Origin of the sequence: Burkholderia sp. AU17457 (genome assembly GCF_002223255.1) — a bacterium.
Taxonomy (GTDB): domain Bacteria; phylum Pseudomonadota; class Gammaproteobacteria; order Burkholderiales; family Burkholderiaceae; genus Burkholderia; species Burkholderia sola.
The window spans coordinates 606,028-618,284 of the sequence record NZ_NKFB01000008.1 but is presented as its reverse complement, the minus strand read 5'-3'; the positions used below and the strand labels follow the sequence as shown (position 1 = coordinate 618,284).

The window sequence follows — 12,257 nt, the reverse complement described above, 5'->3', positions numbered from 1 at the left end:
GGATGTTCCCTGAACACGTGGATCGGATTGTCGACATGCGTGATTCAAGGCTATTAAGACAGGCGTTGCCCTTCTTTGCGCAAAGATCCTGTCAGATGACGAAGTTCGTCCAGCAGTTTGACGGCGGGCGTGGGTAGCGTGCCTCGCCTGCGCCGGAACGCCGTCAGAGTGCGTTGCGCATCCAGGCCTTCGATATCCAGGGCGTCGATGACGCCGGCTTTGCTTTCAGTGTCGTACATGGGTTCGGCCATCCAGGAGACAAAGCCACATCGTGCTACGAGGCTTTTGAGCACGGTGACCGAACGGGTCTCGACCGCGATGGCCGGCATCGGCAGACCGCGGGCCTTGAAGGTTTCCTGCATGTGGGCATAAGGTCCGGTTCCCTTGGGCGTGAGTGCCCACCGTTGTGTCAATGTGTCATCGAGTCGAAGACCGCGCTTCGCGCGCAGCGGATGATCGGGTGCCGCGACCACGAAACTCCTGTCGGTCCATGAACAATCGGAGAGCGCAGCGACATCCTCGGTTTCCACTCCCGATGTGCATAGCGCCAGGTCGATTTCATAAGCGAGCAAGCCCTCGACGAGACGATCCCACACGCCTTCGATCACCTCGACGCGCAGATTGGGCCATTTCTCGAGCACACATGCGATGGCCATCGGTAAGACGAGGCTCGCTATGCTGCCCACCGCGCCAACCTTGATCACCCCCTTCGCCAGGCCCCGCATCGCGTCCAATTCCTCGCGCGCCTGTTCAGCCTCCCTTTGCAGCGACATCGCATGCGGCATCAATGCTTCGCCGAGCGCGGTCAGTTGCATCCCTTTGGTGTGGCGCTCGAAAAGCGGCGCCCCGACGGATTCCTCGAGCCGCTTGATCGATCTGCTCAGCGCCGGCTGCGTCATGTTCAGTATGGTCGCGGCTCGTCCCAGGCTACCCGCGGAGACGATCGTGGTGAACATCATCAACTGCTGCAGATTGAAACTCATCGTGACGAACCAGGATTGAAAGGGGTGAAGGGAGCGAAGGCGATCCCGGCTCGCCAGCGCTGGCTAGGTGTCTTCCCTGAACGGAATCGCCGTGCCCGCTCAATGCGGCTGCCACCGAGCCCGTGATGACGCCGGAAAACCTTGGCCAGCAAGGCTTCGGAGCGAAATGGGGGCATCCGGCAAGCTGATCGAGCATGCCCAAATGTAATGACTTTTATCATATTTTGCAATTTTCAAACAAGGCATTGAATCCCATACTGCGGCTCATCCAGTCACCGCCAGCCTGAGTGGCGAACCGCAGAGGATTCGAGATGCAACGAAACACAAGTGGGCAGCCGACCGTTCGCGATGCCGTCGTGGACTTGATGCGGCGCCTCGAATTGACGTCGGTGTTTGCCAATCCCGGCTCGACCGAGCTACCGATGTTCCGCGATTTCCCGGAGGACTTCCGGTACGTGCTCGGGTTGCAGGAGGCGGTCGTGGTCGGTATGGCGGACGGGTATGCTCAAGCGACCGGCAATGCCGCCCTTGTTAATCTGCATTCGGCGGCCGGTGTCGGCAACGCGATGGGCAACATCTTCACGGCCTTCAAGAACCGGACGCCGCTGATCATCACGGCCGGCCAGCAGGCCCGTTCGATCCTGCCGTTCGATCCGTTTTTGTCGGCCTCGCAAGCAACTGAGCTGCCACGGCCCTATGTGAAGTGGAGCATTGAACCGGCGCGTGCCGCGGATGTTCCGCTGGCGCTCGCCCGTGCTTACCACGTGGCGATGCAGGAGCCGCGCGGCCCGGTGTTCGTTTCCATTCCGGTCGACGATTGGGACCAGCAGGCCGACTTCGTCGAGGTGACGCGGGTCAGTACCCGGTTCCGTCCCGATCCAGTACGGATCGCGGAGATCGGCGATGCGCTGGACAATTGCAAACGGCCGGCCATCGTCGTCGGCGCGGAACTCGATCGTGCCGATGCCTGGAGCGAGGCAATCCAGCTGGCCGAGCGTCATAACGCACGGGTTTATGTTGCGCCGATGTCGTCACGCTGCAGCTTCCCTGAAGATCATCGTCTTTTCGCCGGATTCCTGCCCGCGATGCGCGAAAAAATCGTTCGGATTCTGGACGGACATGACCTGGTCTTCGCCGTCGGGGCGCCGGCTTTCGCGTATCACGTCGAAGGCAGTGGGCCGCATGTGCCCGACGGCGCGGCGTTGTACCAGCTCATCGACGATCCGGCTACCGCTGCGTGGACACCGGTCGGCACGTCGGTGGTGGCGAACATTCGCCTGGGGCTCGCGGACCTGCTCGCCCGTCCGGCACCGCAAGGCCGGCCTCTGCCGGCGCCGCGCGAGGTCATCGAGCGAGCCGAGCCCGCAGCAGTGATGTCGGTTGCCTATGCGTTACAGACGCTGTCCGAGGTCCGCAACGCAGCGGATATCGTGGTCGAGGAGGCGCCCAGTTCACGCCCCGTCATGCAACGTTATCTGCCGTTCACGCGCAGTCAGACGTTCTACACGATGGCAAGCGGCGGTCTCGGCTACGGCATGCCCGCCGCGGTGGGCGTGGCCCTGGCCAAACCCGGCAGCCGCGTGATCGGCCTCATCGGCGACGGCTCGACGATGTATTCGCCGCAGGCGATCTATAGCGCGGTCCAGCTCGATCTTCCGATCACATTCGTGATCCTGAATAACTCGCGCTACGCCGCCTTGCAGGAATTCGCGCCCGTGTTCGGCTTCGCCGCGTCGGATCCGGTACAGGGCACCGACCTCCCGGGGCTGGATTTCGTTTCCCTGGCCAACAGTATGGGATGCGAAGGCGTTCGAGTGAGCGACGCGCTGTTGCTGAAGCCCGCGCTGGAGGACGCGTTGTCTTCCGGAAAAACACGCGTCGTCGAAATTGTCGTGGCCTGACCGCGAGTTGGTGATTCGGCAGGCCGGTTTTCCAAGAATATTCCAGGAGACGGTAATGAACCAGGTATCGATGTTGATTAACGGCGAGCGTGCGATGGCTCGCGATGGCGCGACATTCGAGCGCCGCAACCCGCTCGATGACACTGTTGCCTCGACGGCGCCGGCCGCGACTGTCGCCGATGCACAAGCGGCGGTGCAAGCGGCGGCCGCCGCGTTTCCCGCATGGTCGGCGATGGGCCCCGGCGAACGACGCGCGCTACTGAATCGGGCCGCGGATGCGCTCGAAGAAAAAGGCGACGCTTTCGCGCTAGCCATGGCAACCGAAACGGGCGCATCCCGCCTGTGGGCGGATTTCAACGTCAAGCTTGCGGCCGACGGGCTGCGTGAAGCGGCTGCGATGATCACGCAGATTTCGGGCGAGGTGATTCCGTCGGACGTGCCGGGCAGTCTCGCGCTCGGCGTGAGGCAGGCCGCTGGCGTCGTGCTCGGGATCGCACCGTGGAACGCGCCCGTCATCCTCGGCGTGCGTGCCATCGCGTTGCCGCTCGCGTGCGGCAATACCGTCGTGCTCAAAGGCTCCGAAACCTGCCCCGCGACCCACGGCCTCATCATCGAGGCGCTGCAGGACGCCGGACTGCCGCGCGGCGTCGTGAACTTCGTCACGAACGCGCCGGCGAATGCGGGCGACATCGTCGAAGCGATCATTGCCGAGCCGGCGGTCAGACGGGTGAACTTCACGGGTTCGACGCGCGTCGGCCGCATCGTCGCGACCCAATGCGCGAAATATCTGAAGCCTTCGGTACTCGAACTCGGCGGAAAGGCGCCGTTTCTGGTGCTTCACGATGCCGATATCGAAGCTGCCGTTCAAGGCGCGGCATTCGGGGCGTTCGCCAATTCCGGCCAGATCTGCATGTCGACCGAACGCATCGTCGTCGACACGAAGATCGCCGATGAATTCGTCGCGCGACTGGCGGAAAAGGCGCGAAGCCTGCCGCTTGGCGATCCGAGAAAAGGGCCGGCCGTGCTGGGCTCCGTCGTGGACATGGCGACCGTCAGGCGGTGCAACGACCTGATCGACGACGCGCTGGCGAAAGGCGCGACGCTGGTATGCGGAGGGAAAGCCGAGACCACGCTGATGCCGGCCACATTGCTCGATCACGTGACGGCGGACATGCATATCTACCGGGAGGAGTCGTTCGGGCCCGTCAAGGCGATCGTTCGCGTCAATGGCGACGAAGAGGCCATCGCATGTGCAAACGACAACGAATATGGTCTGTCCGCGGCAGTCTTCAGCCGTGACGTCGCGCGGGCGTTGACGGTAGCGAAGCGTATCGAGTCCGGGCTTTGCCACGTCAATGGCCCGACGGTTCACGACGAGGCGCAAATGCCGTTTGGCGGGATGAAGTCCAGTGGTTTCGGGCATTTCGGCGGCAAGGCGGGAGTCGCGGAATTTACCGATTTGCGCTGGATCACCGTGCAAACGACGTCTCGTCACTATCCGTTCTGATTGCTGCCGCGGTCAGCGCGCGTGTTTCTCGCCATGGATGCGATCGGCTTCCGGATGGTGGGCACGAACACAATAACAACCCGATACCGTTGAGACGCCTTCGCTCCAGGAACGACGAGCGATCGGCTTAAGGAGACTGCAATGCCTGTCATCAATTTCGAGTCGTCGCTCGATCGCACCTGGTTCGAGTCCGACCGTCACGTCGGAAAACGCATTACGCAGGACCGCGATTCGGACTTCGCCCGCCGGGCCGGGGGAGCGAAATGAACGATCGCAATCCGCGTCTGCCGACCGTAGACATCGGCCGCACACTTGATGATGGACCGTTCTCGGCGTTCCAGCGAATGGTCGTCCTGCTCGCCGCGCTCGCGATCGTGATGGATGGATTCGATGGGCAACTCATCGGATTTGCCATTCCCAGCCTGATCAAGGAATGGGGCATCACGCGCAATGCATTTGCGCCCGCCGTTGCCGCCGGTCTCGTCGGCATGGGTATCGGCAGCGCGTTCGCCGGGCTTTTCGCGGACCGGTTCGGTCGGCGCTGGGCAATCATCGGGAGCGTGCTGGTATTCGGCCTGGCGACGAGTTCGATCGCGCTATCTCCGGACGTCATGACCATTGCGATCCTGCGTTTCTTCGCAGGACTGGGTATCGGCGGCGCACTGCCGAGCGCGACGACCATGACGGCGGAATTTACGCCTGCTCGCCGACGAACGCTCGCCGTGACCGCAACCATCGTTTGCGTACCGTTGGGGGGCATGCTTGCCGGGTTGTTCGCGAGCGTCGTGCTGCCTCATTATGGCTGGCGCGGCCTCTTTCTGATTGGCGGCACGCTTCCCGTCGCGCTGGCGTTCCTGCTGTATTTCGTCATGCCGGAATCGCCACGTTATCTGGCCCGCCGTCACGAACGTTGGAACGAACTGCGTCACCTGCTGACCCGCATGTCCCGCTCGATTCAGCCGGACGCCGTGTTCGCCGATCAGAAGGAGCAGAAGGCAGGGCAGCGTCCAGGCTTTCGTGCGCTGTTCGCCGACCATCAGGGCCGAGACACGCTTGCAATCTGGGTCGCTTTCTTCATGAACCTGGTTGCGGTCTACAGCGCATTCAGCTGGCTGCCGACGATGCTTGCAGGCGAGGGGCTCAGCCCTTCGGTGGCGGGTTCGGGGCTTACCGCCTACAACCTCGGCGGCGTACTCGGCGCAATGGGCTGTGCAGTCGCGATCGGTCGGTTCGGGTCGCGCTGGCCTTTGCTCGTCTGTTGCCTGATGGCGTCCGCGAGCGCGCTTTTTCTGCGCGGTCTCGACGTCTCCACCCACACGACGCTGCTCGTGTTCGGCATCGGTTTGCACGGTCTGTTCGTCAACGCGGTTCAGTCGACGATGTATGCCCTTTGCGCGTATGTCTATCCCACTGAGATTCGCGCGACCGGGACCGCATCCGCGCTCGCGTTTGGGCGGCTCGGCGCGATTCTCAGCGCGTTCGCGGGGGCCTTCGTGATCACGCAGGGTGGCGCGTCTGCGTACCTGGGCATGCTGGGTGGAGCGATGGCGATGGTCTTTATCTGCCTGATGATCGTGCGTCGCCATATTCCGCCCATCAAGGGCGTCTGAGATTAGTGTCGAGGGCGACATATGTTACGAGCTCCGCGCAGAGCACGTAACGACGTCGCTCATGTTCAACCGAATGACGGAAAGCGTCTGACAGTACCTTCAGTTGGAGATAGCATGCGCACTCAAGTAGGCATTATTGGCGCCGGTCCTGCCGGCCTCCTTCTCTCTCATCTTTTGCATCTGAAAGGTATCGAGTCCGTCGTGCTCGAAACCCGCGGACGCGAGCAGATCGAATCGACGATCAGGGCGGGTGTACTCGAGCAGGGGACGATGGACCTGCTTGAAGCGTCCGGTGTCGGTGAACGAATGAAGGCGGAAGGTGCGTTGCATCACGGCTTTGAACTCGCGTTCGACGGAAAGCGGCGGCGCATCGACCTCAAGGCGTTGACCGGGCGGGCCATCACCGTCTATGCGCAGCACGAAGTCATCAAGGATCTGGTGGCGGCTCGCGTTGCTGCGGGCGGCTCTATCCTGTTTGGTGTCGCGGATGTCTCGATTCACAACATCGACACGTCAGCCCCGTCGATACGGTTCATGCATCAAGGGCAATCGCATACGCTGAACTGTGATTTCGTGATCGGATGCGACGGTTCGCAAGGGGTGTCCCGTTCGGCGATTCCCGAGAGCGTTCGGCGCGATTTCGAGCGCGTCTATCCCTTCGGCTGGTTCGGCATTCTGGTTGAAGGTGCACCGTCCGCCGACGAACTGATCTATGCACGTCATGATCGTGGCTTTGCATTGGTCAGCACCCGTTCGCCGACGGTTCAGCGTATGTATTTCCAGTGCGACCCGAAAGATTCCGTCGATATGTGGTCCGACGATCGGATCTGGGCCGAAATGCACGCACGCGTCGACTCCGCCGATGGTCAGCGCGTTGTCGACGGGAAGATTTTTCAGAAGAATATCGTCGGCATGAGAAGCTTTGTCTCAACGACGATGCAGCATGGCCGGCTATTTCTTGCCGGTGATGCCGCTCATATCGTTCCGCCCACCGGAGCAAAAGGTCTCAACCTGGCAGTCTCCGACGTACGAATCCTGAGCGGTGGACTGGACGCGTATTACCGGACTGGCGATGAAGCGCAACTCGCTGCGTATAGTCAGTCCGCGCTGAAGCGGATCTGGCGCGCGGAGCATTTCTCCTACTGGATGACCCGCATGATGCATCGCCTCGACGATGCCTCGCCGTTTGAACAGCAGTTGCAGGTTGCCGAACTCGAACATGTGACTACGTCCGAGACTGCGGCGAGGTCCATGGCGGAAAACTATGTCGGCAGCGTTGTCGTTTAGCTTTCGGTGCCGTTGCTCGGTCGTCTTCCGGCTCGGACGATCGACGGAGACGCGCGAAACCGGCGTGCAGCGCGTCTCGTGCTTTTTGCATTACGACTTACTCTGACAGTACTCCAGTCATGACAACAGGATTTCCCGGAATTTTCTCCGTCAGCGACTATCGTGACGAAGCCAGACGGCGGCTGCCGCGCATGGTGTTCGACTATCTGGAAGGCGCGGCGGACGATGAATCGGGATTGACGCATAACCGTTCGGCGTTCGACAGGTTGCAGTTGTTGCCGCGCCGGCTGTCGGATGTCAGCACGCGAGAGCAGTCGGTGCCGCTTTTAGGGCGGCGGATTCCATTACCGCTGGTGATCGCGCCGACGGGCCTCAATAGCGCGTTCTGGCCGAAGGGCGACCTCGCACTTGCGCGCGCAGCGGGCAAGGCCGGTATTCCGTTTGCGCTATCGACGGCTTCCAACATGTCCATCGAAGAGGTGGCAAAAGGGGCCGACGGAGACCTTTGGTTTCAGCTGTACGTCGTTCATCGCAACCTCGCGAAGAGTCTGGTCAATCGTGCTCGTTCGGCTCGCTATTCGACCTTGATCCTCACTGCCGATGTCGCGGTGAACGGCTTTCGCCGACGCGATCTTCGCAATGGCTTTGCCATGCCGTTCAAGGCAAGTGCACGTGCGGCAGTCGACGGACTGTCGCACCCGCGCTGGCTTTGGTCCTATCTGATGAACGGCATGCCGGAGTTGAAGAATTTCGCCACGGACGATGCATCGGACACCGCCTCCCAGGCGGCGATTCTTCGCCGGCAGATGGATGCGAGCTTCAGTTGGGACGACCTGCGCCGTTTGCGGGACGAATGGCCGGGCAAACTCCTCGTCAAGGGCATCGTGACGGCCGACGATGCCGCGCGGTGCGTCGCGCTCGGCGCGGACGGCGTCATCGTTTCGAACCACGGCGGCAGGCAACTCGCCGACCTGCCCGCGACGGCCGACGTGTTGCCGGATATCGTCGAGCGCACCTCGGGCACGACGGTCATTCTTGACAGCGGCATCCGGACGGGGACCGACGTCGTCAAGGCGGTCGCGCTGGGGGCCCACGCCGTGATGCTGGGGCGCGCCACCTTGTACGGGCTGGCTGCCAGAGGGGAAACCGGCGTGAGCGATGTCATCGACATGATCAAACGGGAAACTGACCGGACGCTCGCGCTCATCGGTTGTCGCTCGGTGGGCGAGCTCGATCGCAGCTATATTTCGAAGCGGCCATCATAGGTAACTGCGCATTGACGGCGGATTCTGGATGCGCAATTGTTCGGGGTAACACTCCCGCGTATTTGCCGCCGGAACCTTGTGCCATGAATCAAGTGACGACCACGGATCATTACCATCGCGACGACCGGCTTTTGGCATGGGCGGATCAGGTTCGGGCCAGTTGCGTCCCCATGGTTTTCAGGACCGAATCCGATCAGGGATTTCGTGGCGAGATTTCCAGCGTGAACACCGGCGGAGTGTGTGTGTCGCGGATCTCGGCGGTCGATCACGTCGCGGCTCATGACTGGGACGACGTGCGGCGCACGGCGGACGACTACCTGCTCGTGTCGATACAGATCGAGGGGCGAGGTGCACTCGAGCAGGATGCCCGCACCGCGTTCGTCGACCCTACAGACATGGTGCTGTTCGACTCATCGCGCCATTTCGTCTGGCATTTTTCCGGACAACACTACACGATCCGCTTTCCCCGCCAGGCGCTGGAGAAACTGGTGCCGTGCGGCCGGCAGCACACCGCGGTGCGTATTCCTGCGGCCACCGGGATACGCCGTATCGCCGCGGACCATATCGCGTCGCTGCACCGAGTGCTTTCGTCAGACAAAGGCGCGATGACCGCTTGCGAGAGGCTTGGCGATGTGTCCGCCAACCTGGTCGCGCTGGCGTTGGCGGATTATTTCAACACGGTTCCGCTGCCCAGATCCAACGTGAAAGAGATGCATCTGCTTCGGGCACGTGCGTTGATCAAGGACCGGATTCACGAACCGGAACTGGGACCCGAACGGATCGCCGATGAACTGGGGGTGTCCAGCCGTTACCTCTACCGGCTGTTCGCCGAGGTCGGGGAGTCGATCGGCGAGACCATCTGTACGGCCCGACTCAACGGGTGCGGCGAGTGGCTTCGGCAACGTGCGTACGCAAACCGCTCGATTACCGATATTGCGATGGCATGGGGTTTCAATAATGCATCGCATTTCAGTCGCACGTTTCGACGTCACTTCGGCATGTCCGCGCGCGACTACCGTGCGAAGCACCGCAGCGCTATTTGAATCGCCCTGAGCGGGCTGCGCGGCGATCCCACCGGCTGGCAGCATAAGTAAAAATCCTGTTCTGTCAGAGTCAAGCGTCCGCCATATTGGCCCCGGACACTTCCTCTACAACGTTGCGGGCGTCCCGTCCCGCGAGTCGTGGAGGAGTATCTTGGCTCTCAACCATCCCCAATATAAGGCGGCTGTCGTGCAAGCCGCCCCGGCGTTCCTTGATCTTCAAGCCGGAATCGAAAAGTCCATACGCCTGATTGAAGAGGCGGCGCAGGCCGGCGCCGCCCTGATCGCATTCCCTGAAGTGTGGCTGCCGGGCTACCCGTTCTACATCTGGCTGGGTACACCGGCCTGGTATATGAGCAAAGGCTATGTTCAGCGATATTTCGACAACTCGCTGAGCTACGACAGTCCGGAAGCCGATGCACTGAGGGACGCGGCGAGAAAAAACCGCATCACGGTGGTGATGGGACTCTCGGAGCGCAAGGGCCATTCGTTGTATATCTCCCAATGGATCATCTGCCCCGACGGAGAAACCCTCCTGAAACGACAGAAACTCAAGCCTACCCACCTCGAGCGGACGGTCTTCGGTGACGGGGAGGGCAGCGGCCTGACCGTAATCGACAGTCCGTTGGGAAAGCTCGGCGGGCTTTGTTGTGCCGAACACGTGCAGCCTTTGACCAAGGCCGCCATGTATGCGCAAGGCGAACAGGTCCACGTTGCGGCCTGGCCAAGCTTCTCGCTCTATGAATTTGCCAGCGCATTGAGCCACCAGGTGAACAACGCGGTTTCGCGGACGTATGCCGTCGAAGGAGGTTGCTTCGTCCTCGCGCCTTCGACAGTCGTGACCCAGGAAATGGTCGAGAGCCTTTGCGACACCGAGGACAAACGTCAGCTGTTGCGGGCAGGCGGTGGCCATAGCGTCGGATACGGGCCCGACGGGGCGGAACTGTTCGACAAGATCGACGAAACCGCGGAAGGCCTGCTCTACGCCGATATCGATCTCGGCATGCAATCGCTTTCGAAGTGCGTTTTCGATCCGGTGGGGCATTACTCGCGGCCTGACGTTCTGCGGTTGCTGATCGACCGGCGAGCGCGCCCCCCTGTCGCCGAGATTTTCGACAGAGCGCATGGGGAGGAGGTTGCCGATGATCAGACTGCATCGGACAACAGCTGCCCGTCCGAGCCAGCGAGAAGTGGCGGAGATCGGTAGTGGGACCGCCGGACTCGCCATGTCATGCGATGGCGAGCCGGTTGGAGACTTCGTGCCGCTGCCGTGTGGGCTTGATGCCGATTAAGGTGGGATGGCTATTCTTCGAAGCGATGACCATCCAGTCAAGACGATATAGTTAGGATATCGATATGAACTACAAAGAAAATAGAAGCTACGAATGGAAGATGGTCGTCTTGCTTGCGGTGCTGTTCGGCATCGTCGGTCTCGACCGTCTGGTCATCGTGTACCTGTTCCCGGTTCTTCTGCCGGAGCTCAAGCTGAACAACACGCAGGCCGGCGCCATCGCGTCGGTTCTCGCGCTGACCTGGGCCATTTCGACTTGGGTGCTCGGAAGTCTGTCCGACCGCCATGGGCGTCGCAAGATCCTTCTTGGGTCGTCAATCTTCTTTTCGGTGATGACCTCCTTTACCGGCGTCGCCAAGTCGTTCCACAGCATGCTGCTCGTGCGAGGCCTCCTTGGCGTGGGCGAGGGTGGCGTGTTCAGCGCCAGCGTTGCGACCATCGACGAAATATCGACGCCGAGCCGGCGCGGCCTGAATCTGGGCATTCATCAGTCGTTTTTCCCGCTTCTGGGTATCGGCCTCGGGCCGATCATCGCTACCCAGCTCGTGATGCACATGCACTGGGAGTGGGTGTTTTTCGTGCTCGGCATCCCGGGGCTTTTGCTGACGTTCCTGATCGGCAAGACCATGCGCAAGACGGAGGCCGGTCGCGACAAGCAGGTCCGATCCGCATCGGGTGGCCCGTTGGCCGTGCTGAGATACAAGAACATCTGGTTGACCACGGTCATCGGATCGCTGTTCCAGACGGGCCTGTTCGTGTTCTCGACGTTCGTCGCGCTCTATCTGACCAAAGTGGTGGGCCTCAGCCTCGGTACGGTCGGCCTGATCATCTCCGGATGGGGTTTCGGCGGGTTCATCGGGATGATCGCCGTTCCGGCGATATCGGATCGGCTCGGGCGCCGTATCGTGCTCGTCGTCTCCGCGACCTGCTATGGCCTCCTGATGTTGGCGTTCGTGCTTTGTCACGCTTCCCCGATCGTGATGTTCGCCAACCTCTTTGCTGCCGGGATTTGTGGCTTCGGGATCGCGCCGCTCTTTCTTGCCGTGATTCCTTGCGAATCCGTACCGTCGACGCTGACCGGCTCCGCCGTGGGCGTTCCAACCGCTGTCAGTGAACTCATTGGCGGGGTCCTGATGCCGGTGGTGGCAGGCGGGCTCGCCGACACGTTCGGCCTGGGTTATCCGATGCTGATCGTCGGGTGTGTGTCGTTGGTGAGCGCGTTCGTCGGGATGTTTCTCGACGAAACGGTGCCCGCCGCGACGTCGAAGCATGCCGTCTCGAACATCGACGCGGCCTGAACGTCCGGCGATGAGGCGACGCTGGCAGGGTTGGCTGAGTCGTCATTTCTGACGATGCGCGACAAAAAAGCCGGC

10 protein-coding genes are annotated in these 12,257 nt (G+C 61.6%); 9 read left to right on the top strand and 1 reads right to left on the bottom strand.

Annotated features, from left to right (window positions below; genetic code table 11):
* Positions 1-53 precede the first annotated feature (53 nt).
* Positions 54-983, bottom strand: a complete 930-nt coding sequence (locus tag CFB49_RS32750) for a LysR family transcriptional regulator (protein WP_023474656.1) — start codon at positions 981-983, stop codon at positions 54-56.
* 311 nt (positions 984-1,294) lie between these two features.
* Between CFB49_RS32750 and mdlC the strand changes: the two genes are divergently transcribed.
* The 9 genes from mdlC (at position 1,295) to CFB49_RS32710 (ending at position 12,182) form a co-directional block, all read left to right on the top strand.
* The gene (gene mdlC / locus CFB49_RS32745; RefSeq protein ID WP_089437831.1) at positions 1,295-2,884 is read left to right on the top strand and encodes a benzoylformate decarboxylase; all 1,590 of its coding nucleotides are present in this window, start codon (positions 1,295-1,297) and stop codon (positions 2,882-2,884) included.
* Between the two features lie 55 nt (positions 2,885-2,939).
* A complete protein-coding gene (locus CFB49_RS32740; RefSeq protein ID WP_089493447.1) occupies positions 2,940-4,391 on the top strand; it encodes an aldehyde dehydrogenase in 1,452 nt (483 codons plus the stop codon).
* A 141-nt stretch (positions 4,392-4,532) separates the two neighbouring features.
* A complete protein-coding gene (locus CFB49_RS37015) occupies positions 4,533-4,658 on the top strand; it encodes a hypothetical protein (RefSeq protein WP_256122085.1) in 126 nt (41 codons plus the stop codon).
* On the top strand, positions 4,655-6,001 hold the full coding sequence (locus CFB49_RS32735) for an MFS transporter (RefSeq protein WP_089493446.1): 1,347 nt from the start codon (positions 4,655-4,657) through the stop codon (positions 5,999-6,001). The genes CFB49_RS37015 and CFB49_RS32735 overlap by 4 nt, the downstream gene beginning before the upstream one ends.
* Positions 6,002-6,115: 114 nt before the next feature.
* Positions 6,116-7,288, top strand: a complete 1,173-nt coding sequence (locus CFB49_RS32730) for a 4-hydroxybenzoate 3-monooxygenase (RefSeq protein WP_069620457.1) — start codon at positions 6,116-6,118, stop codon at positions 7,286-7,288.
* A 119-nt stretch (positions 7,289-7,407) separates the two neighbouring features.
* Complete coding sequence (locus CFB49_RS32725) at positions 7,408-8,553, top strand: alpha-hydroxy-acid oxidizing protein (protein WP_084044420.1); 1,146 nt, start codon at positions 7,408-7,410, stop codon at positions 8,551-8,553.
* Between the two features lie 83 nt (positions 8,554-8,636).
* A complete protein-coding gene (locus CFB49_RS32720) occupies positions 8,637-9,596 on the top strand; it encodes a helix-turn-helix domain-containing protein (protein WP_089493445.1) in 960 nt (319 codons plus the stop codon).
* A 151-nt stretch (positions 9,597-9,747) separates the two neighbouring features.
* The gene (locus CFB49_RS32715; protein ID WP_089493444.1) at positions 9,748-10,800 is read left to right on the top strand and encodes a carbon-nitrogen hydrolase family protein; all 1,053 of its coding nucleotides are present in this window, start codon (positions 9,748-9,750) and stop codon (positions 10,798-10,800) included.
* A 149-nt stretch (positions 10,801-10,949) separates the two neighbouring features.
* On the top strand, positions 10,950-12,182 hold the full coding sequence (locus tag CFB49_RS32710) for an MFS transporter (protein WP_212195542.1): 1,233 nt from the start codon (positions 10,950-10,952) through the stop codon (positions 12,180-12,182).
* The last annotated feature ends 75 nt before the right edge of the window (positions 12,183-12,257 follow it).

Coding starts and splice junctions, on each gene's coding strand:
- CFB49_RS32750 (WP_023474656.1), bottom strand. CDS start 983: ATGAGTTTCAATCTGCAGCAGTTGATGATGTTCACCACGATCGTCTCC.
- mdlC (WP_089437831.1), top strand. CDS start 1,295: ATGCAACGAAACACAAGTGGGCAGCCGACCGTTCGCGATGCCGTCGTG.
- CFB49_RS32740 (WP_089493447.1), top strand. CDS start 2,940: ATGAACCAGGTATCGATGTTGATTAACGGCGAGCGTGCGATGGCTCGC.
- CFB49_RS37015 (WP_256122085.1), top strand. CDS start 4,533: ATGCCTGTCATCAATTTCGAGTCGTCGCTCGATCGCACCTGGTTCGAG.
- CFB49_RS32735 (WP_089493446.1), top strand. CDS start 4,655: ATGAACGATCGCAATCCGCGTCTGCCGACCGTAGACATCGGCCGCACA.
- CFB49_RS32730 (WP_069620457.1), top strand. CDS start 6,116: ATGCGCACTCAAGTAGGCATTATTGGCGCCGGTCCTGCCGGCCTCCTT.
- CFB49_RS32725 (WP_084044420.1), top strand. CDS start 7,408: ATGACAACAGGATTTCCCGGAATTTTCTCCGTCAGCGACTATCGTGAC.
- CFB49_RS32720 (WP_089493445.1), top strand. CDS start 8,637: ATGAATCAAGTGACGACCACGGATCATTACCATCGCGACGACCGGCTT.
- CFB49_RS32710 (WP_212195542.1), top strand. CDS start 10,950: ATGAACTACAAAGAAAATAGAAGCTACGAATGGAAGATGGTCGTCTTG.